Below are 21136 nucleotides of genomic sequence, written 5' to 3'. Positions count from 1 at the left end.
GCGTGACGGGCCCCGTCTGCTGCTCGCGTCCGGCAGCGGATCTCACTCATTTCTCAGTCGTTCACCGGCCGCCACGAACGCGCGGCCCGGACGGCACCGACGCCGCCGACCACGCCGACCCCCAGGGCCAGCGCCGCGGCGGCCGCCATGGCTCCGCCGAGGGCCGCCCACGAGAACCGGCCCTCCTGCACCTGGGCGATGAAGAACATGCCGTGCCACGCGGTGACCAGGCCGCCGACGAGCGTCGCCAGCCACAGCGGCACGGTGAGGTTCCAGAGCGCCACCCGCAGGTAGACCGATCGCCGGTCCGTCTGCACGGCGAGCGGGCTCAGCGCCGTCCCGAAGCCCAGGAACTCCGCCGCCGCGCTCGTCGCCGCCGCCAGCAGCAGGACGAGGATTCCCGCGCCGCCGAACAGCACCACCCAGCCGCCGAGCCGGCTGAGCGACGCGGCCGCGCCGCCGTACTCGATGCCGAGCCCGTCCGCGGGCACGCCGAGGACGGCGAACGAGAGCTGCTGGACCCGCCATCCCTCGCCCCGCCGGGAGCCGATCAGGACCAGGGAGCCGCCGTGCGTCCTCGCATCGTCGGCATCGGACACGGCCTTGACCGGCAGCCCCCGGTCGTCCTCGGCCCGCCAGCGGACGAGTTCCCGGATCCGGGCGTCACCGTTGGTCAGGGACGCCGGCCGGGCTCCGGCCCCGCAGTCCAGCCGCATGCTCGTCAAGGCCGCGCACGTTCCGGTCAGCGTGAGGGGCCGCCCTTCCCCGCCGGTCAGCCGCAACGTCCGGAAGCCCTGCGGCACGGCCCGCAGGAACCGCTGCTCCTGGGCCCGGCTCGTGCCGTCGAGGTCGACGATGAGGACCTGGTCCCCTACCCGCCGGGAGGTCTCGACGGCGGCACGCGCGGGCTCGTTGAGACGGCTCGTCCACACCTGGACCTGGGTGATCAGCCCCAGCCCGATCACGAGCGCGGTGGCCAGCCGGACGATCACGCCGGGGTGCGCGGCGAGCCACCGCCCGGCGATCAGCCGCTCCACCCGCCCGCGACGCAGGCCGGCCGCGGCGAGCCGGCCGCCGGACCGGCGGCTCAGCGCGGCCGCGACGGACGGCAGCGCGGCCCACATCGCGACCGTGGCGGCGATGTAGAGCATGAGGCCGGTCGTCCCCGGAACGCCGCCGCTCACGACGATGCAGGCCACCGACGCGGCGAAGGCGGCGAGCCGCCACGTCGGCACCCGCGAGGCGAAGCTTCGCGGGCGCGTCGCACGCCCGGTGCGGTCCACCCTGTGCAGGCCCACGGCCAGCAGCAGGACGGCGAGGAACGCGGTGACGAGCACGAGCGGGACGGCCCACGCCCAGGCCCGGATGTCGGACGCGCCCACGACGTAGCCCGTGACCGGCAGCGGAACGTCCGAGGCCATCATCGGGACGAGCAGCGCCCCGCCCGCCAGCACGCCGAGCAGCGCCGGAGGCGACGCCTCCCCGATCGTCACCAGCGCCCGATGCCGCCACCCGGCTCCCAGCGTCTCCAGCAGCGCGCCGCGGCGGTCGCGGGCGGCCGAACCGCAGCGTGCCGCGACCACGACCAGCGCCAGGCACGGCAGCCCCGCCAGGCCGCCGACGGTCGCCAGCACCTGCGCCAGCGGCCACGCGTTCAGGCGCTCGCCCAGCGGCGACCAGGTGCGCCCGCCGAACCCGGCGATCTTGAGCCAGCCGTCTCCCTCCGGGTCGGCGTTCGCGGGTCGCACGTAGGCGAACAGTTCGGACGGGGAGCCGAGCCCCGTGGCACCGACCCGGCCGGCGTACCGGCCGTAGCGCGTCCTGATGTGCTCGGCCGCCGGACGGTCGGCCAGGGCGGGCGACAGGAACACCTCCCCGGGACCGGGCCAGCGGGTCAGGCCGGGCGGCGGCGGCGCGGTCGCGTCCAGCGGAACGACCTGGACGATCGTCACCGGAGTGCCGCCGAGCGTGTCGCCCGCCTCCCCCCACAGCGCGGCGGCGGGCGTACCGGATTCGGCCTGGAGCGGGCTGCGCGCGAGGTCCCGTCTCTCGCGCCCGTCGTAGACGGCCGCCGTGCAGGCCAGCGCCAGCAGGCCGACCGTCAGCACCAGCGAGGCGAGGGTCAGCGCGGCGAACCGCACCCGGCCGCCCCGGGCCGCCCGGCCCGCCGCCCAGCCGATCCTCAGCAGCCGCCCCGCCAGCCGCGGCCCGCCCCGCCCGCTCACGGCCGCTCCACCAGACGGCCCGCGTCCAGCGACACCCGCACGTCCGCCCGCCCCGCCATCACCGGGTCGTGCGTCGCGACGACGAGCGCGCATCCGCGCCTGCGGGGCACGTCGAAGAGGATGTCGGCGACGGTGTCGCGCGACCGGTGGTCCAGCGCGCCGGTGGGCTCGTCCGCGAGGACGACGGCCGGCTCGGTGACCAGGGCCCGGGCGACCGCGGTGCGCTGCCGCTCCCCACCCGACAGCAGTCCCGTCGTCCCCTGGAGCGGCACGCCGAGCCACCGCAGCAGCTCCCGCGCCGAACCGTAGGCCTTTCGGCGGTCGACCCCCGCGAGGAGCGCGGCGATCGCGACGTTCTCCAGCGGCGACAACTCGGGGAGCAGCTCACCGAACTGGAAGACGACGCCGATGTGCCGGCGATGGGCGGCCAGGGCCCGGGCCGACATCCGTGTCACGTCGCCGCCTGCGACCGTGACCGTCCCGGCGTCCGGCTTGACCAGTCCCAGCGCACACATCAGCAGGGTGGACTTGCCGCTTCCACTCGGCCCTGTCACCGCGAGCGAGCTTCCGCTCGGAACCTCGACGCCCAGGCCGTCCAGGAGGACCCGGTCCTTGAGCGCATACCGCAGTCCTTCGATGCGCAGCGCTGGAGCGCGACTGGTCACGACTCTTCTCCTCACCAGGCGGGAAGCCGGGCCGGCCGGGACGGTAGCCCGACTTGTTCCACAGCGTCCGCTCTCCAGGCCATCTCCGGGACGTCGCCAAGGCGTCGCCGGGGCGTCTCCCACCTCAGGTCAGACGGGCAGCATGCGCTGGGAAGAATCGGCCGCCTCCATCGGCGAGCGGAGCCGGCGCACGATGACCACGCGGGCCACGCCGACGGTTCCCACCACGATCGCCAGCGGAACCGTCATCTCGGCCACCACGATCGGGCCGTACGGGTATCCGTCCAGGCGGGCGAGCAGCGCCGTCCCGCCCGCCGCGGCGAGCCCGGCGGCCGGAACCAGCACGGCGAGCACCCGGACGGTCGCCTGCCGCGCCGCGTCGGCATGGAACCTCAGCACCGCCGAGGCCGCCGCGAGGGCGCCGGCCCAGGCGGAGACCGCGGTGACCGCGTAGAGGGCGAGGGCGAGCCACGTCGGCACGTCCACGGCGCTCTCCCTGCCGAGGACGTGGGCCATCTCGTCGCTGGACAGGCCGAACACCATGAACAACTCGGCGAACGCGCCCGGCAGCAGACCGGCCGTGGTCGCGGCCATGAGGCGTCCCGCGCGGTGGCGGAGCGGAACGGCACCGCGTTCGGACGCCCACGCGCGGGCGAAACCGGCCGGGTCGCCGCCGACATAGGACTGGGGGTCGCGGCCGTCCGCCCGGGCGGCCGACAGGTCCGCTTCGAGTTCGGCCGCCATGTCCGCGCAGTCCTCCCGCGACACGCCGATGCGGCGCCATGTGCGCGTGCACTGCCTGACGACCCTCTCGGTCATCGCACGACCCCCTTCTCCCTGCTCGGCGAACCGGCGAGGACGGCGGAGACCCCTTCGGCGAGCAGGCCCCACTCCCTGGACCAGACGGCCAGCGCGCCGGCTCCGTCCTCCGTCGGCCGGTAGTACTTGCGGGCCGGCCCGCCGGCGCTCTCCACCAGGTACGACTCCACGAGGCCCTCGCGCTGCAGCCGGCCGAGGGCCGGGTAGATCGACCCCTCGGCGACCGCGTCCAGCCCGGCCGCGGCGAGCCGCTGCACCATCTCGTAGCCGTACGCCGGCTCGTCGGCGAGCACGGCGAGCAGGCACAGGTCGAGGACGCCGCGCAGCCACTGGCTCCTGCGCCGGTCGACATCCACTGTCATGCACCGCATGCTAGTGGGCCATACCCTTGCGTTGCAAGATAGTGCGCGGTGCACAGGGGTCGCGGATTTCGCGCACGGGAATCAGAACCGCCGGTCAGTGCGGCCGGGACGGACCGCCCCCACCGTCGGTCGAACGGTCCGGAGACGTTCCGGAGACACCGCGAAGACGCCCTCTTGATGGCCTTTGCGCAAGAGAAGCCAAATGCCAGAGAGGTAGCATCCATGCGTATCACCATGCTTGCGGGGGCCGGGGCGGTCCTGGGCGCGGTGCTCACGAGCACCCTGACGGCGACAGCGCCCGCCGCGTCCGCCGACACCGAGCAGTTCTCCTCCGCGGGCGGGCCCGCGGCGGCGTCGGCGCCCGTCGCGCTCCAGCAGCGGGGATGGCGCTGCCGCACGGCGACGAGCACGGTCACCGGAGCCAAGGTCACCGGCAAGATCTGCTGGAGCGGCTACAAGATCAAGGCGTCGGGGATGATGTACGACACCAAGGGCGACCACAAGTCCGCTGGCGTGAAGGTCCACGTCGTGACCCCCAGCAAGGTGGTCCGCACGGGGTACCTCGACTGGATCGACGGCAGCAAGCCCGGCAAGAAGGAGAGCTGGGGAGAGACCGAGACCGGCTACAAGTACTGGTTCAAGGCCTGCGTCAGCGACTGGCGCAAGACCAAGTGCGCGTCGCACTGGAGCTGATCCGGAACTCGCGACCGGGCGTTCGCCGCAAGGCGAACGCCCGGTTCCGGGCGCCGCCGGCCGCTGCTCCGCCCGGTCGGGATTCCGCGGATCTCGGACGATGAGTTCTGGGACGCCGGGCGGTCCACCTCCCGATCGGCAACGTTCAGGAGGTCTCGATGGGCACCGTGGTCCTGTACAAGAGCATGTCGTTGGACGGCGTCGTCGCCGGCCCGGACGTCTGCGCGGAGCATGCCATGGGCAGGGGCGGCATGCGGCTGCACGAGTGGATGTTCACCGACCGGCCCGACCCGCGCGACAAGGAGGTCGTCGCCGCGATGAACGCCTCGGTGGGCGCGGTCGTCCTCGGCAAGCGCACGTTCGACGTCGGCCTTCCCCACTGGGAGGACACCCCGTACCCGGTGCCGACCTTCGTCCCCACCCGCGAGGCCCGCGACGAACTCGTCATGAAGAGCGCCTCGTTCACCTTCGTCACCGATGGCATCGACGCTGCGCTCAAGGCCGCCCAAGAAGCGGCCGGCGACAAGGACGTGGTCGTGATGGGAGCCCGGACGGGACGGCGGTTCCTGCGCGACGGGCTGCTGGACGAGTTGCAGATCAACCTGGTGCCGGTCGTGCTGGGCGCGGGAACCCGGCTCTTTGACGACCTGGGACACATCGAGCTGGAGCGCACGGACGTGATCGCCTCCGAGGAGGTCACGCACCTGCGGTTCCGTGTCGTGAAGTAGCGGGCCGCGGCCCCTGGGCTAGTCGGTGCTGGAGTCGTCCTTGCGCAGGGAAGGCTTGGTCGTGGCCTCAGACGCCTCTTGGGAAGTCTCAGAAGGCTCGTGGGAGGCCTTCGGGGGCTCGTCCTTGGTTAGGGAAGGCTTGGTTTCCTCGGCGGCGGAGGGGACCTCTGCGGGCTCGTCGGGCTCGTCCTCTTCGGTGAGGAGGACGCCCACCACGGCGCGGATCTTGTCCTCCGGAACGGCGCCGGCGCGCAGGAGGCGCGGGACGGGGCCGGTCAGGTCGATGATCGTGGACGGGTCGGCGTGGCCGGACTGGCCTCCGTCCAGGTACACCGCGACCGAGTCGCCGAGCATCTTCTCGGCCTCGTCGACCGTGCGGGCGGCGGGGCGGCCCGACAGGTTCGCGCTGCTCACCGCGAGAGGGCCCGTCTCCTTGAGCAGCTCGACGGCCAGCTCGTGCATCGGCATCCGGATGGCGACGGTGCCCTTGGTCTCGCCGAGGTCCCACATGAGGCTGGGGTTGGCGCGGCACACGAGGGTCAGCGCGCCCGGCCAGAACTCGTCGATGAGGTCCTGCCCGTAGGTGCCGAGGTCCTCCACCAGGGCCGTCGCGGCGCGGACGGAGCCGACCAGCACCGGCGGCGGCATCTCGCGGCCTCGGCCCTTGGCGTCCAGGAGGGCGGTCACGGCGGGCGGCATGAACGCGTCCACGCCGACGCCGTACACGGTGTCGGTCGGCATGACGATCAGCTCGCCGCGCCGGACGGCCGAGAAGGCCTCGGCGATCCCCCGGGTGCGCTCCATCGGCTGAGAGCAGTCGTAACGTCGGCTCACGGTCGCCCGTCTTCCCATCTGCACGCGCTCGTCCGGTCCCGCGCAGCGCTCTTCCGGCACTTCACAGCCGGTACGTCACAGCGCTCGCCGGTATGGCACCGCCCAGGATAGCGGGGCTAGTCGGCGGCCAGGCGGGCGGTGACGAAGCGGTCCCGGTTGGCCAGGTCGCGGCGGTTGCGCACGTCCCGCCAGCCGTTCTCCTCCGCGAAGATCCAGTAGACGCCGTTGCCCTGCAGGTCGCTGTGCTCGACGGCCACGTAGCCGCCGGGGCGCAGCAGGCGGCGGGCAGTGCGCTCCACGATGCGGATCGCGTCCAGGCCGTCGTCGCCGCCGCCCCACAGGGCATCGGCGGGGTCGTGGTCGCGGACGTCGCGGGGGACGTACTCCCACTCGCTCATCGGGATGTACGGCGGGTTGCTGACGACGAGGTCGACGGTGCCGTCCAGCTCGGTGAGGGCGGTGGCGAAGTCGTCCAGATGCAGCCGGACGCGGCCGCGCTCGTCGAGCTCCTCCACGTTGCGGGTGGCGTGGACGAAGGCCGTCGGGTCCTTCTCCACGGCGTGGACGCGGGCGCGCGGGGCCTCCAGTGCGATGGACAGCGCGATCGCGGCGGACCCGGTACCGAGGTCGACCACGAGGGGGTCGCGGACGTCCATGTCGCGCAGCGTCTCCAGCGCCCAGCCGACCATCACCTCGGTCTCCGGGCGCGGCACGAACACACCGGGCCCGACCTTCAGCTCCAGGTAGCGGAAGAACGCGCGGCCGGTGATGTGCTGCAGCGGCTCCCCCGCCTCGCGGCGCGCGACGAACTCCCAGAACCGGGCGTCGAAGGCGCTGTCGGGGACGCCGTGCAGCTCCGAACGCCGCACCCGGTGCACGGCCGCGGCGAGCTCCTCGGCGTCGGCGCGGGGCGAGGCGGCGCCCGCGTCGGCGAGCCGGGCGGTGGCCCTGGCGATCTCGTCGAGCAGCAGGTTCATGATCCTGTCTTTCGAGGGGGGACGACCCCCCACGCCCCCCGATTCGCTGCGCTCATGACTCTTGCTCCCCGAGGGGGGACGACCCCCCGCACCCCCCGATTCGCTGCGCTCATGATTTCTGGGCTTCGGCCAGCCGACGTTCCATCTCCGCATCGACAAGCGCCTGCGTGACGTTGTGGAGGTCGCCGTCCAGCACCTGGTCGAGGTTGTAGGCCTTGTAACCGACCCGGTGGTCGGAGATCCGGTTCTCCGGGTAGTTGTAGGTGCGCACCCGCTCGGAGCGGTCCACCGTGCGGACCTGGCTCTTGCGCTCGGCCGAGGCGGCGGCGTCGGCCTCCTCCTGCGCCATCGCCAGCAGCCGGGACCGCAGGATGCGCAGCGCCTGCTCCTTGTTCTGGAGCTGGCTCTTCTCGTTCTGGCAGGAGACGACGACGCCGGTCGGCAGGTGCGTGATGCGGACGGCGGAGTCGGTCGTGTTGACGCTCTGCCCACCCGGCCCGGACGAGCGGTAGACGTCGATGCGCAGGTCGTTGGGGTCGACCTGGACTTCGACGTCCTCGGCCTCGGGCGTCACCAGGACGCCGACGGCGCTGGTGTGGATGCGGCCCTGCGACTCGGTCGCGGGCACCCGCTGCACCCGGTGGACGCCGCCCTCGAACTTGAGCCGCGTCCAGACGCCCTCCTCCTGGGCCCCCTTGGCCTTCACCGCGACCGTGACGTCCTTGTAGCCGCCGAGGTCGGAGGGGTGGGAGTCGAGGATCTCGGTCTTCCAGCCGACGCGCTCGGCGTAGCGGAGGTACATCCGCAGCAGGTCGCCGGCGAACAGCGCCGACTCCTCGCCGCCCTCACCGGCCTTGACCTCGAGGATGACGTCCTTGGCGTCGTTCGGGTCGCGCGGGACGAGCAGCCGCCGCAGCCGCTCCTCCAGCTCCTCGCGGCGCTTGCCGAGCTCCTCGGCCTCGGCCGCGAAGGCGGCGTCCTCGCCGCCCAGCTCGCGGGCGGCGGCGAGGTCGTCCTCGGTCGCGGCCAGCTCGCGGTGCGTCTCGACGATCGGCCGCAGCTCCGCGTAGCGCTTGCCGAGCTTGCGCGCCAGGGCCTGGTCGGCATGGACGGACGGGTCGGCGAGGCGTTCCTCGATGCCCGCGTATTCGCTGATCAGATCGTCGAGATTCACGCTCAGTCCTGGCCCGTCGCGGCACGGGGGCGGCCGCCCCCGATCGCCGATTTCGGACGGCCCGGGGACCTGGAGAGTCCCCGGGCCGTCCCTGATGTCCGCGGTGCGGATCGTCCTACTTGCCGGCCTTCTTCTTGCCGAAGCGCTGCTCGAAGCGCGCGACCCGGCCGCCGGTGTCGAGGATCTTCTGCTTGCCCGTGTAGAACGGGTGGCAGTTCGAGCACACGTCCGCGTGGATCACGCCGTTCGCGGCGGTGCTGCGGGTCTCGAAGGTGTTGCCGCACGTACACGTCACGGTGGTGACGACGTAGTCCGGGTGGATGTCGGGCTTCATGGGTTCTCCTCGCTTCGGGCGGTCGCCGGGCGCCCCCGGCCCGCATGGCGATGCCAAGGGGCAGATGTGGGAGGCGTGAACCGGTACCGCAGCGGTTGCACACCAAGTGTGCCAGATACCCGAACGTGGCGAGGTCACCGGTCATTCCCGATCAGTGCTGGCCCAGGGGGGCGACCCCCTGGAACCCCCGTTACGAGCCGGGCGATCCTCACGCCACGGTGCGGGTTTCTGTGCCCGTGCGGGTTGGCTACGTGGCGCTGCGGTCGCCCGGCTCGGCGGGTCGTGCGGCCTCCAGGCGCTAGAGCGCCTTCCGGCCGCCCGACCCGCGCCCCGGCTCAGGTCCACTCCAAGAGCGCCAGAGCGTGGCCCGCCCAAGAGCGTCACGTGGCACGTCAGATAGAGCGCCTTCCGGCCCTCCGACCCGCGCCCCGGCTCAGGTCCACTCCAAGAGCGTGATGGGGTGGCACGTCCAAGAGCGTCACGTGGCGCGTCAGATAGAGCGCCTTCCGGCCGCTCGACCCGCGTGTCCTGGGCTGGGCTAGCCCCGTCCTAGGTAGGCGAGTACGGCCATGACTCGGCGGTGGCCGCCTTGGGCGGGTTGCAGGTTCAGTTTCATGAAGATGTTGGAGATGTGCTTCTCCACGGCGCCCTCGGTGACGACGAGGGCCGCGGCGATGGCGCCGTTCGAGCGGCCCTGCGCCATCAGGCCGAGCACCTCGCGCTCGCGCGGGGTCAGCGCCTCCAGCGGGTCGCCGGTGCGGTGGCGGCCGAGCAGCTGGCCGATCACCTCCGGGTCGATGACCGTGCCGCCGGCGGCGATGCGGCGGACCGCGTCGATGAACTCCTCGACGTCCGACACCCGCTCCTTCAGCAGGTAGCCGACGCCCTGCGCGCCGCCGCCGATGAGGTCCGTGGCGTAGCGCTCCTCCACGTACTGGGACAGGACGAGGATCGGCGTGCCCGGACGGCGCTCCCGGACGGCGAGGGCCGCGCGCAGCCCCTCGTCGGTGAACGAGGGCGGCATCCGGACGTCCACGATGGCGAGGTCCGGAGAGTGCTCCTCGACGATGCCGAGCAGCCCCGGCCCGTCCCCCACGGTCGCCACCGTCTCGATCCCGGCGTCGCCGAGCAGCCGGACGAGCCCTTCCCGCAGCAGCACCGAGTCCTCGGCGATCACTACCCGCATCCGGCCATTATCGGGCCCGCGGCGCCGCCGCGCGCCGGGATCACCACGTGCAGGGCAGTTCGGCGCGCACGGTCGTGGGGCCGCCGGGCGGGCTGTCCACGGTCAGCGTGCCGTCGATCGTCGCCGCCCGGTCGGCCAGCCCGGCGAGGCCGCCGTCCGGCCGCGCGACCGCGCCGCCCACCCCGTCGTCGGCCACCTCGACGACCACCAGGCGGTCCTCGCGGGTCACGCGGACGGTCGCGCGGGTCGCGCGGGCGTACTTGGCGATGTTGGCCAGCGACTCGGCGACGATGAAGTAGGCGATGCTCTCGACCGCCGCGGGCGGGCGCTCGGGCAGGTCGACCTCCACCTCGACGGGCACGGGGGCGCGCCCGGCGAGCCCGGACAGCGCCGGGTCCAGGCCGCGGTCGGTGAGGATCGCCGGGTAGATCCCGCGGGCGAGGTCGCGCAGCTCGGAGATCGCCTCCTTGGTGCCCGCGTGGGCCTGCTCGATCAGCGCCCGCGCGCCCTCGGGGTCCTCGTCGAGCTTGGCGCGGGCGCGGCCGATGTCCATCGCCACCGCCAGCAGCCGCTGCTGCGCCCCGTCGTGCAGGTCCCGCTCGATGCGGCGCCGCTCGAACTCGGCCGCGTCCACCCCGCGGGCGCGGCTGGCCCGCAGGTGCTCGGTCCGCTCGCGCAGCGCGGCGTTCTCGGTCTGGGACGGGCTCGGGCCGAGCATCAGCGCGGCGAACGCGGCGTGCCCCATCGCCATCGCCCGCGTCACGTACATCGCGAGGACGAGGAACCCCAGGCCGACGACCGACACCGGCAGCGCCTCGACCGGGTTGCCCGCCCAGTACGAGACCCCGAAGTTGACCTCGGCGCCGCCGCTCACCGCCACGACCACCGGGAGGAACAGCAGCGTGCCCGCCCCGGCCCACACCGCCGCGGACACGACGAACTCGAACATCGTGATCGGGAGCAGCACCGCGAGGTAGAGGAGGTCCTTCCAGGTCGCCGGGTCCGCCGCCATCCGCCTGAGCTTGGCCAGCGGGTTGCGCCCGGCGGGCAGGGGCCGGTACGGGCTCGGGATCCGGACGCCGAACGCCGCCCGGACGAGCCGCCGCTCCAGCACCGCGCCGAACCGCCACGCGACCATCAGCAGCGCCAGCAGCGGGACGCCCACCCATATGATCAGCAGCCCGACCGACAGGGCCAGCCCGACGGCCAGGACGACGAACCAGCCCAGCCCGAAGGCCAGGCTGACGGCCAGGTACAGCGCCGAGCGCCAGGTCAGCGACGACGTGACCATCGCGAGCGGATGCCAGGGGCGGTTCATGACGGACACCGGCTCCCCGCCGGCGCGCGTCGCCGTCGCCCATCGCGCCGCGACCCACCGGACTGCGCCGCCCGCTCCGTCCGGGTCCTTGCTCGACTCGCCCACGTCGTCCCTCCGTGCTCGCTCCGACCTACGTGGGCCCGTGCTCGCCTGCGTGTGCCCGTTTCCGACTGACAGGACAAGCGTGCCTGGCCGAGGACGGGGCGACCATGACGCGCTCCGCCGGATCGGAGGTGGGGCTAACCCCACCTTGCCGGAGGCACCGACGGCGACGCCCCCGCCGGAACGGTCCGGACGGGGGCGTGCGCGGCGCGTGTCAGCGGTCGTCGGAGACGGTCGTCTTCTGCACCTGGAGCAGGAACTCGGCGTTGGACTTGGTCTCCTTCATCTTCTCGATGAGGAGCTCCAGCGCCTGCTGCGTGTCGAGCGCGTGCAGCACCCGGCGCAGCTGCCAGACGACCCGCAGCTCCTCCGGAGCCATGAGGATCTCCTCCTTGCGGGTGGAGGACTGGTCGACGTCCACCGCCGGGAAGATCCGCTTGTCCGCGAGCGACCGGTTGAGCTTCAGCTCCATGTTGCCGGTGCCCTTGAACTCCTCGAAGATGACCTCGTCCATGCGCGACCCGGTCTCCACCAGCGCGGTGGCGAGGATCGTCAGCGAGCCGCCGTTCTCGATGTTGCGGGCCGCGCCGAAGAACCGCTTCGGCGGGTACAGCGCGGTCGAGTCGACACCACCGGACAGGATGCGGCCGGACGCGGGCGCCGCCAGGTTGTAGGCCCGGCCCAGGCGGGTGATCGAGTCGAGCAGCACGACGACGTCGTGGCCGAGCTCGACGAGCCGCTTGGCGCGCTCGATGGCCAGCTCCGCGACCGTGGTGTGGTCCTCGGCGGGACGGTCGAAGGTCGAGTGGATGACCTCGCCCTTCACCGTCCGCTGCATGTCGGTGACCTCTTCCGGACGCTCGTCCACGAGGACGACCATCAGGTGGCACTCCGGGTTGTTCTTGGTGATCGCGTTGGCGATCGCCTGGAGCACCATCGTCTTGCCGGCCTTCGGCGGCGACACGATCAGGCCGCGCTGCCCCTTGCCGATCGGCGACACCAGGTCGATGATCCGGGTCGTCAGGATGCCCGGGTCGGACTCCAGGCGCAGCCGCTCCTGCGGGTACAGCGGGGTCAGCTTGGAGAAGTCGACGCGGCCCTTGGCCTGGTCGGGCTCCATCCCGTTGACGGTGTCGAGGCGGACCAGCGCGTTGAACTTCTCGCGCCGCTCGCCCTCGCGCGCCTGCCGGACGGCGCCGGTGATGACGTCGCCCTTGCGCAGCCCGTTCTTGCGGACCTGCGCCAGCGACACGTACACGTCGTTCGGGCCGGGCAGGTAGCCGGTCGTCCGGACGAAGGCGTAGTTGTCGAGGATGTCGAGGATGCCCGCGACGGGGATGAGGACGTCGTCCTCGGTGATCACCGGCTCCTCGTAGCGCTCGCGGCCGCGGCCGCGGTTGCGCTCCCGGAACCGGCGCCCGCGCCGTCCCCGGCCGCTGCCGTCGTCGTCGTCGTGCTGGCCGCCGCCGCCCTGACCGCCGCCGCCCTGGCCGCGCTGGCGTCCGCCGCCCTGCTCACCGCGGTCGCCGCGCTCACCACGCTCGCCGCGGTCACCACGCTCACCGCGGTCACCACGCTCACCGCGGTCACCGCGGTCACCGCGCTCACCGCGCTCGCCCCGGTCGCGGCCCTCGCCGCGCTCCCGGCCGCCGCGCTGCCGCTGGCGCCCGCCGCCGTCGCGGCTTTCGCGGCCCTCGCGCCCGTCGCGGTTGCCGTCACGGCCGCCCTGGGACTCGCCGTCCTCGACGTTCTGCTCGCGGCCCTGGTCACGCCCCTGGTCGCGGCCCTGCCGGTCGCCGCGTCCCTCGGAAGCTCCCCGGTCCTGCTTGTCGCCCCGCTGCCGACCGCCCTGCCGCTCGGCCTTCTCCTGCTTGTCGCCCTGGCCGGCCTTCTCCGCCGTGCCCGGCTGGGCCGCGGCTTCGGACGCGGGCGCGCTCTCGGGCGCGGCCACGGGCGCGGCGCCGGCGATGGCGACCTGCTCCTCGGACACCTCGCGCTTGGCCGCGGTGCGGGTGCGGCGCGGGCGCTCGGTCGCCACCGGCGCAGCGGCTCCCTGCTCGCCCCCCGCCGAGCCCTGCCCCTGGCCGCCCTGCTTCTCCTGGATGGCGGCGATGAGCTGGCTCTTGCGCATCCCGGTCGTGCCGGTGATGCCGAGGCTGGACGCGAGCGCCTTGAGCTCGGGGAGCACCATGGCCGACAGGCCGGTGCCGCGGCGGCGCCGGGGGGTGGCGGGCTCCGCGCCGGCCGGAGCGGCGGCGGTTTCCGTGCTGGTTGCGTCCGTAAGGAGTTCGCTGGATTCGCTCACTAAGGGTCCTTCCCAGGGCGCGGGCGTTGGCCGGCGTTCGGCCAGTCGACCCGGTGGTGCGGCCCGGCGGGGGCGCCGGATCGGGCTCCGCTGATCACGATGGAACCGGGATCTGCGTGTTCTGGGCACAGCCAGATGGTGGACGGGACGTTCCGCTCGTGCGTGTCCCCGGTACCGCCACGTCCGAAGTTTCGCTGGAATGCCTGACAACGGGAAGTCACGGTGTCGGGGAGCCTGGTACGCGGGACCGACACGACCGGAGGGCCGAAAAGGTGACGCGCGGCTGACGAGCACGCTGCCCCGAACGGGGCATCTGGTGCGGCAATAAGCCTAACATCACCAGGGCACACTGCTATTCCCCAGAGGTCGATGTCTTCGCATTTTACCTAGTGGGATCGAGCCGGAACGGGCACCGGCCGGAGCGACGCATGGCCCCCGCCACCGGCGACGCCGTCAGGCCCGGGTCCCGGATTCGCCGGACACGACGTGTGCGCCGCGGGTCGCGACGTCCAACGGGTGTTCGTGCCAGCCTTTACCCACTTCGCCGCCCATCGAATCAACTTGCGCCGCGGTTGTGAAGGCCAGGACGGTCGGTCCCGCGCCGGAGATCACCGCCGGCACGCCCGCGTCCCGCAGCCGCGCGACGAGCGCCGCGGACTCGGGCATGGCGGGCGCGCGGTACCCCTGGTGGAGCCGGTCCTCGGTCGCGTCGAGCAGGATCCCCGCGTCCAGGCCGCCGGTGAGGGCGGCGACGAGCAGCGCCGCGCGCCCGGCGTTGGCGGCGGCGTCCCCGTGCGGGACGGTCTCGGGCAGCAGCCCGCGGGCCCGCTCGGTCGCGAGCCGCTGCTCGGGGACGAAGGCCACGACCCGCCTGACCTGGGGTTCCAGCCGGACCGAACGGGCGCCGCCGGGCGTCGTCCAGGCGACGGTCAGGCCGCCGGCGAGGCACGGCGCGACGTTGTCGGGATGGCCCTCGATCTCCGTCGCGAGGCGCAGCGCCCCGGCGTCGTCGAGGAGCTTCCCGGCGGGGTGCAGCGCGCGGGCCGCGACGATACCGGCGACGATCGCGGCGGACGACGAGCCGAGGCCGCGGCTGTGCGGGATCCGGTTCCGGCACCGCAGCCGGAGGCCGTCCGGGCGGGCGGGACCGGTTCCGGCCAGCTCGTCCAGGACGTCGAAGGCCCGGCGCAGCACCCGCACGATCAGGTGCCGCTCGCCGCGGTCGGCGACCTCGGCGCCCTCGCCGTCCACCTCGATGGACAGCCCCCCGCCGGTCGCCTCCACCTCGACGTCGTCGTACAGCGCGAGCGCGAGGCCGAGCGAGTCGAATCCGGGGCCCAGGTTGGCGCTGGTCGCGGGGGTCCGCACCAGCACCGGGCCGTCAGCCCAGCCCACCTCAGGTGAGGCCGAGCTCGGACGCGGCGGAGTGCGCGTCGACCTTGATGGTCGTCGGCGCGGGCGCCCCGGAGATGGCCCAGTCGGGGTCCTTGAGGCCGTTGCCCGTCACGGTGCAGACGACCCGGGACCCGGCCGCGACCGCGCCCTGCTCGCTCGCCTGGAGCAGGCCCGCGACGCTCGCCGCCGAGGCGGGCTCCACGAAGACGCCCTCCTCCCGGGCGAGGAGCCGGTAGGCGGCGAGGATCTGCCGGTCGGTGACCGAGTCGATCGCACCGCCGGACTCGTCCCGCGCGGCCACGGCGAGGTCCCACGAGGCGGGGTTGCCGATCCGGATCGCGGTGGCGATGGTCTGCGGCTTCAGGACGGGCTCGCCCTTCACGAACGGCGCCGCGCCGCTCGCCTGGAAGCCCAGCATGCGCGGGGTGCGCGAGGAGACGCCGTCCTTGGCGTACTCCTTGTAGCCCATCCAGTAGGCGGAGATGTTTCCGGCGTTGCCGACGGGCAGGCAGTGGACGTCGGGCGCGTCGCCCAGCGCGTCCACGATCTCGAACGCGGCGGTCTTCTGGCCCTGCAGCCGGTACTTGTTGACCGAGTTGACCAGCGCCACCGGGTAGTCGACGGACAGCTTGCGCGCCAGTTCGAGGCAGTCGTCGAAGTTGCCGTCGACCTGCAGGAGCCGGGCGCCGTGCACCAGCGCCTGGGCCAGCTTGCCCATCGCGATCTTGCCGTTGGGGACGAGGACCGCGCAGGTCATCCCGGCCCGCACCGCGTACGCGGCGGCGGACGCCGAGGTGTTGCCGGTCGAGGCGCAGATGACGGCCTTCGCGCCGTCCTCGGCCGCCTTGCTGATCGCCATCGTCATGCCGCGGTCCTTGAACGAACCGGTCGGGTTGGCGCCCTCGACCTTGAGGAACACCTCGCAACCGGTCAGCTGGGACAGCCGGTGGGCGGGCACCAGAGGGGTACCGCCCTCCAGCAGGGTGACGACGGGCGTCGCGTCCGTCACCGGAAGCCGGTCGCGGTACTCCTCGATAATGCCGCGCCACGCGCGGGCGTTCGCGTTCACGTCGGTCTCCTCGGCTGACCTGCGATGTCACCCGAAGTCTATCGGGACGGACTCCGCCTCACTCGTCCCCTTCGACGCGCATGACGCTCGTCACCTCGCGGACGATCTCCAGCCCGCGCAGGCCCTCCACCGTCGCCGACAGCGCCGCGTCCGGCGCCCGGTGCGTCACGACGACGAGCTGGGCCTCCTCGCCCGACCCGACCTGCCGGACGGCTTGGATGGAGACGCCGTGCCTGGCGAACTCCTCGGCGACCGTGGCGAGGACGCCGGCCTCGTCCGTCACGTCGACCTGGATGTAGTAGCGCGTGACGGTCTCGCCCATCGGAAGCACCGGAAGCTTCGCGTACGTGACCTCCACCGGGCCGGGCGTGCCGCCGACGACGTTGCGGGCGACCGCGACGAGGTCGCCGAGGATCGCCGACGCGGTCGGGGCCCCGCCGGCGCCCGCGCCGTAGAACATCAGCGACCCGGCCGACTCCGCCTCGACGAACACCGCGTTGTACGCCTCGCGGACGCTCGCCAGCGGATGCGACCTCGGGATCATCGCCGGATAGACGCGGACCGACACCCCGCGCCCGTTCCGGCCGTCCTGCGAGGGGATCCGCTCGCAGATGGCCAGGAGCTTGACGACGCAGTCCATGCCCTGGGCGCCCGCCACGTCGGCGGCGCTCACCTCGGTGATGCCCTCCCGGTGGACGTCCGCGGCCGTCACCGGCGTGTGGAAGGCGAGCTGCGCCAGGATGGCCGCCTTGGCCGCCGCGTCGAAGCCCTCCACGTCGGCCGTCGGGTCGGCCTCCGCGTAGCCGAGCGCCTGCGCCTCTTCCAGCGCGTCGTTGAAACCGGCGCCGTGCGTGTCCATCTGGTCGAGGATGTAGTTCGTGGTGCCGTTCACGATGCCGAGCACCCGGTGGATGTGGTCGCCGACCAGCGACTCCCGCAGCGGCCGCAGCAGCGGGATCGCGCCCGCCACCGACGCCTCGTAGTACAGGTCGGCGCCGTACTCCCGCGCCGCCGCGAACAGCGTCGCGCCGTCCTCGGCCAGCAGCGCCTTGTTGGCGGTGATGACCGACTTGCCGGTCTTCATCGCCTCCAGCATCAGCGTCCTGGCCGGCTCGATGCCGCCGATGACCTCGATGACGATGTCGACGTCGTCCCTGGTCACCAGCCCCTGCGCGTCCGTGGTCAGCAGCTCCGGGTCGACGCCCGCGCGGACCCGGTCCGGCCTGCGCACGGCGATCCCGGCCAGCTCCAGCGGCGCCCCCACGCGCGCCGCCAGATCGTCGGCCTGCTCGTTCAGCAGCCGGACGACCTCCGTGCCGACCACGCCGCAACCGAGCAGCGCCACGCGCAGTCCGGGTTTCACGCTTCGACCTCCGCATCCAGCCGCAGCAGGTCCTCCGCGCTCTCCCGGCGGACGATCACGCGCGACCTGCCGTCCCGCACGGCCACCACGGCCGGCTTCGGGACATGGTTGTAGTTACTGGCCATCGACCGACAGTACGCACCGGTCGCCGCGACCGCGACGAGGTCCCCCGCCGCAAGATCTTCGGGGAACCACAGGTCCCGCACGACGATGTCGCCGCTCTCGCAGTGCTTGCCGACAAGCCTACTGAGCATGGGCGCGGCCTCGGAGGACCTGCTCGCCAGCACGCCGGTGTACTCGGCGCCGTACAGGGCCGTCCGCAGGTTGTCGCTCATGCCGCCGTCCACGGAGACGTACGTGCGCAGGCCCTCGACGTCCTTCACCGTCCCGACCTCGTACAGCGTGACGCCGCCGGGGCCGATGATCGCCCGTCCGGGCTCCACGGTCAGCCGCGGCATCGACAGCTCGTACGCCCGGCACTCGCGCGCCACGATGTCGCGCAGCCCGTCCGCGATCGACTTCGGGTCGTGCGGCTCCTCGCCCGGCACGTACGCGATGCCGTAACCGCCGCCCAGGTCCAGCTCCGGAAGCTCGATCCCGTGCTCGTCCCGGATGGCGACCAGCAGCTCGGCCAGCCGGTGCGCGGCCACCTCGAACCCGTCCACATCGAAGATCTGCGACCCGATGTGGCTGTGCAGCCCCACCAGTTCGAGCTGCTCCAGCTCCAGAACCCGCCTGACCGCCTCCAGAGCCGCCCCGGAGCTCCTGGAAAAGCCGAACTTCTGGTCGTCGTGCGCGGTGGCGATGAACTCGTGGGTGTGCGCCTCCACACCCGTGGTGACGCGCACCATCACCTTCGGCCGGACACCCATTTCCTGGGCGAGGTACCCCACGCGGGCGATCTCCTCGAACGAATCGAGCACGATCCGTCCGACCCCCACCTCCAGGGCCTTCTCCAGCTCCCAGGCCGCCTTGTTGCTCCCGTGCAACGTGATGCGCTCGGTAGGAAAGCCCGCCGCCAACGCCACGGCAAGCTCACCCCCGCTGCACACGTCCAGGCCGAGGCCCTCCTCGTTCAACCACCGCGCGACCGCCGTGCAGAGGAACGCCTTGCCCGCATAGTGGACGTCCCCGTCATGGAACGCCGCCGCGTACTCCCTCGCCCGGCTCCGGACGTCCTCCTCGTCGTAGACGTAGAGCGGCGTCCCGTACTCCTTCGCCAGGTCCCTGACGTCCACTCCCCCAACGGTGAGGACGCCCTCCTCGCGCTTGGAGTTACGCGGCCACACCGAGGGCTCCAGCGCGTTCAGGTCCTCCGCCGGCCCGGCCGGATGGTCCTCCGGCAGGACGTCGGCATGCCGCGGCCCAGCAGGGTGTACTCGACTCATATCCGCTCTCTAGGGGTCTCACCGATCATGTTCAGCCCGTTGCCGAGGACGACCTTGACGGCCTCCGCCAGGCCGACCCGTCCCGCATGCACGGCCCCTGGCTCCTCATCGCCCATGGGCACAGCGGGACAACGTTCGTGCACCTCGTGGTACTCCTCGGCCACCTTCTCCAAGCACAACAGCAGCGGCCTGGCATCCCGTTCCCGCTCCGCTTGCGCGGCCCGCCCGGGCATGTCCCCCAGAGCCCCCACGAGCTCCTCCGCCCCACCCCCGAACGGCCCGGCCTTGACCCCGAATTCCCGGGCCCAACGCCCCACCCAACAGGCCCGCGCATAGGCGTAACGCACGGAGAACCCCGGATTCTCGAACGTCCGGGGCCACTCGCTCCACCCGCCCGGCGGCACCCGGGCGACCCCGTAACGAGGATCACTCCGGACGGCGTCCACCAACTCCGGCCCCACCACGACCCTGACGAACCCGGGCCCGGAGACGCTCCCGCCCACCCGGCGCGCGATCACCCGCGGATCCACCCCGAGCCGCAGCGCCACCGGGCTCTCGAAGACCCCGCCGCCCCGCCCGAAGACCACGACCTCCTCGGGGACCGCGACATCGATCTCCCCCGCGGCCACGGCGTCCCGCACCGCGCGCACGAGAGCATCGCCTGGAGTCACCCTGGTGAGACTAGCCGACCACTATCTGGACACCGCAGCCAGTTTCCGCACCGTCTGGATCAGGTGGTTGGGGTCGAACGGCTTCGTCACGTACGCGTCGACGCCGATCTCCATCCCCCGCCGCACGTCGTGCTCCTGCGCCCGCGCCGTGATCATCACGACCCTGATGTGCGCGGTCCCGGGGTCCTCCCGCAGCCGCACCGCCGTGACCCACCCGTCCAGCCTGGGCATCATCACGTCCAGCGTGATCACGTCCGGCCCGACCTCCGCCACCTTGTCCAGGCAGTCCTGCCCGTCCACCGCGGTCGAGACGTCGAACCCCTCCAGTTGCAGGTTCACGGCGATCAGCTGGCGGATCACCTCGTCATCATCGACGACCAGCACGCGTCCCAGTGGCTCGGTCACGGCCTCGAAGTTAGCCCACTCCACCCCCGGCCCGCACGGCGAACAACCCCGTACGCGCCACCCCGCCAACCCTGGTAACCTCATACCGCGTCGCGCCCCCTTAGCTCAGGGGATAGAGCAACGGCCTCCGGAGCCGTGTGCGCAGGTTCGAATCCTGCAGGGGGCACCTCAGACGACAAGCAAAGACCCCGGCCGACCAGGCACCCCGCCTGCCGCCGGGGTTTGTTGCGTATGCAGCAAAGCTCCCGCTTGCCCCACTCCCCGGACCATACGCGGACGATGCCGCCAGCCAGCGTCGCCGCCAAGGCCCACCGTCAGCCACCAGATCAGCCACCGAAGGCTTCGGCTACCTTCTCCCGCACTTGGCCGTAGAGACGTGCGTGTCGCGACGCATCCAAGCCCTCGGCCCGAAAAACCGCAGCCGTGAACCCGTCTACGTCACTTGGTAGAGAGGCACACAGCGAAGCTTGATCCTCCGGCGGCAGGCAGAACCCGAGGTCGATGCAGAGGTCGCGGAGCAGGAGAGAGACATCCTTGGGAGACAGCTTTGCCGGTTCCACGTCCCAACGGTGACACACCGCCCAGCGAGTCGGGAGCGCGAACGTGACGGTGCAAGCCTCACCGGCGCCGCCCACCTGACATCAGCCGCTAGCTGTCCTCTGCCATGGGGCTGGTGGAGCAGTGGACAGCAGCCCCATGGAGAGGACGATGGTCTCTAGGAGCTCTCGGTATTCCCCGGTGTGAGACCGGGCAAAAGGTCGGCGGGTGCGGAACCACATCGTCCACTCGAAGCTGAGACCGGCTCCCGCCGTGCCTCATACAGAGCCGACGCTTCTGCCGCCGCCCACCATCGACTGGCGTGCGACATTGCCACAGATGTGGATGCGCCGAAGGCACGGCTTCCTTGAGCGGGCATGTACCACGGGTCCAGTCAAGGTCGCCCCGAAGAAGCCTATAGGCGCAGTAACGCGGATTTATGCGAGCTTTGAGCGATATTAGATTTCGCTTGAGCGGCAAGAGGGCACGGTGCGACTGAGGTTCGGACTTACTAGGCGGATCGAACATGTCGCACCGAAGAAGACGCAGCAGGCCTGATCCGGCTCCGCTCCCCGGATCCTTCTGG

19 protein-coding genes and 1 tRNA gene are annotated in these 21136 nt (G+C 72.4%); 3 read left to right on the top strand and 17 right to left on the bottom strand.

Annotated features, from left to right (window positions below; all coding sequences use genetic code 11):
* Positions 1-53: 53 nt before the first annotated feature.
* The 4 genes from AB0C21_RS12705 to AB0C21_RS12690 form a co-directional block, all read right to left on the bottom strand.
* The gene (locus tag AB0C21_RS12705; RefSeq protein ID WP_500204155.1) at positions 54-2225 is read right to left on the bottom strand and encodes a hypothetical protein; all 2172 of its coding nucleotides are present in this window, start codon (positions 2223-2225) and stop codon (positions 54-56) included.
* A complete protein-coding gene (locus AB0C21_RS12700; protein WP_500204154.1) occupies positions 2222-2890 on the bottom strand; it encodes an ABC transporter ATP-binding protein in 669 nt (222 codons plus the stop codon). Before AB0C21_RS12700 ends, AB0C21_RS12705 begins: the two co-directional genes overlap by 4 nt.
* 129 nt (positions 2891-3019) lie before the next feature.
* Positions 3020-3709 (bottom strand): hypothetical protein, encoded by a 690-nt coding sequence (locus tag AB0C21_RS12695; RefSeq protein WP_500204153.1) that lies wholly within the window; start codon positions 3707-3709, stop codon positions 3020-3022.
* Positions 3706-4071 (bottom strand): PadR family transcriptional regulator, encoded by a 366-nt coding sequence (locus AB0C21_RS12690; protein ID WP_353817326.1) that lies wholly within the window; start codon positions 4069-4071, stop codon positions 3706-3708. The genes AB0C21_RS12695 and AB0C21_RS12690 overlap by 4 nt, the downstream gene beginning before the upstream one ends.
* 222 nt (positions 4072-4293) lie before the next feature.
* Here AB0C21_RS12690 and AB0C21_RS12685 point away from each other — a divergent pair, with 222 nt between their 5' ends.
* Positions 4294-4764 carry a hypothetical protein gene (locus tag AB0C21_RS12685; protein ID WP_500204152.1) on the top strand — a complete coding sequence of 157 codons (471 nt, stop codon included), beginning with the start codon at positions 4294-4296 and terminating at the stop codon, positions 4762-4764.
* 158 nt (positions 4765-4922) lie between these two features.
* Positions 4923-5492: a dihydrofolate reductase family protein gene (locus AB0C21_RS12680; RefSeq protein WP_500204151.1), complete on the top strand. Its 570-nt coding sequence runs from the start codon at positions 4923-4925 to the stop codon at positions 5490-5492.
* 18 nt (positions 5493-5510) lie between these two features.
* Here AB0C21_RS12680 and AB0C21_RS12675 read toward each other — a convergent pair whose 3' ends face one another.
* From AB0C21_RS12675 to AB0C21_RS12615, 13 genes are all read right to left on the bottom strand, one after another.
* A complete protein-coding gene (locus AB0C21_RS12675) occupies positions 5511-6326 on the bottom strand; it encodes an L-threonylcarbamoyladenylate synthase (RefSeq protein WP_500204150.1) in 816 nt (271 codons plus the stop codon).
* Positions 6327-6442: 116 nt separating this feature from the next.
* The gene (gene prmC / locus AB0C21_RS12670) at positions 6443-7303 is read right to left on the bottom strand and encodes a peptide chain release factor N(5)-glutamine methyltransferase (protein ID WP_149259384.1); all 861 of its coding nucleotides are present in this window, start codon (positions 7301-7303) and stop codon (positions 6443-6445) included.
* 109 nt (positions 7304-7412) lie between these two features.
* Complete coding sequence (prfA, locus tag AB0C21_RS12665; protein WP_500204149.1) at positions 7413-8477, bottom strand: peptide chain release factor 1; 1065 nt, start codon at positions 8475-8477, stop codon at positions 7413-7415.
* Positions 8478-8592: 115 nt separating this feature from the next.
* Positions 8593-8811 carry a 50S ribosomal protein L31 gene (rpmE, locus tag AB0C21_RS12660; RefSeq protein WP_149259382.1) on the bottom strand — a complete coding sequence of 73 codons (219 nt, stop codon included), beginning with the start codon at positions 8809-8811 and terminating at the stop codon, positions 8593-8595.
* Between the two features lie 538 nt (positions 8812-9349).
* On the bottom strand, positions 9350-9997 hold the full coding sequence (locus AB0C21_RS12655; RefSeq protein ID WP_500204148.1) for a response regulator transcription factor: 648 nt from the start codon (positions 9995-9997) through the stop codon (positions 9350-9352).
* A 40-nt stretch (positions 9998-10037) separates the two neighbouring features.
* Positions 10038-11420, bottom strand: a complete 1383-nt coding sequence (locus tag AB0C21_RS12650) for a sensor histidine kinase (protein ID WP_500204147.1) — start codon at positions 11418-11420, stop codon at positions 10038-10040.
* 211 nt (positions 11421-11631) lie between these two features.
* Positions 11632-13722: a transcription termination factor Rho gene (gene rho, locus AB0C21_RS12645; protein ID WP_500204146.1), complete on the bottom strand. Its 2091-nt coding sequence runs from the start codon at positions 13720-13722 to the stop codon at positions 11632-11634.
* A gap of 453 nt (positions 13723-14175) precedes the next feature.
* Positions 14176-15117 carry a homoserine kinase gene (thrB, locus tag AB0C21_RS12640; RefSeq protein ID WP_500204145.1) on the bottom strand — a complete coding sequence of 314 codons (942 nt, stop codon included), beginning with the start codon at positions 15115-15117 and terminating at the stop codon, positions 14176-14178.
* A gap of 1 nt (position 15118) precedes the next feature.
* A complete protein-coding gene (gene thrC / locus AB0C21_RS12635; protein ID WP_500204144.1) occupies positions 15119-16186 on the bottom strand; it encodes a threonine synthase in 1068 nt (355 codons plus the stop codon).
* A gap of 58 nt (positions 16187-16244) precedes the next feature.
* Complete coding sequence (locus AB0C21_RS12630; protein WP_353817318.1) at positions 16245-17549, bottom strand: homoserine dehydrogenase; 1305 nt, start codon at positions 17547-17549, stop codon at positions 16245-16247.
* Positions 17546-18937 carry a diaminopimelate decarboxylase gene (lysA, locus tag AB0C21_RS12625; protein ID WP_149259377.1) on the bottom strand — a complete coding sequence of 464 codons (1392 nt, stop codon included), beginning with the start codon at positions 18935-18937 and terminating at the stop codon, positions 17546-17548. Before lysA ends, AB0C21_RS12630 begins: the two co-directional genes overlap by 4 nt.
* Positions 18934-19608 carry a DALR anticodon-binding domain-containing protein gene (locus AB0C21_RS12620; RefSeq protein WP_500204143.1) on the bottom strand — a complete coding sequence of 225 codons (675 nt, stop codon included), beginning with the start codon at positions 19606-19608 and terminating at the stop codon, positions 18934-18936. The genes lysA and AB0C21_RS12620 overlap by 4 nt, the downstream gene beginning before the upstream one ends.
* Positions 19609-19629: 21 nt before the next feature.
* Positions 19630-19992 (bottom strand): response regulator transcription factor, encoded by a 363-nt coding sequence (locus tag AB0C21_RS12615; protein ID WP_500204528.1) that lies wholly within the window; start codon positions 19990-19992, stop codon positions 19630-19632.
* Between the two features lie 115 nt (positions 19993-20107).
* On the opposite strand from AB0C21_RS12615, the gene AB0C21_RS12610 reads away from it, so the two are divergent.
* A tRNA-Arg gene (locus AB0C21_RS12610) sits at positions 20108-20179 on the top strand.
* Positions 20180-21136 lie beyond the last annotated feature (957 nt).

Origin of the sequence: Spirillospora sp. NPDC049024, assembly GCF_040649235.1 — a bacterium.
Taxonomy (GTDB): Bacteria; Actinomycetota; Actinomycetes; order Streptosporangiales; family Streptosporangiaceae; genus Spirillospora.
This window is presented reverse-complemented; position numbering and strand designations above follow the sequence as displayed.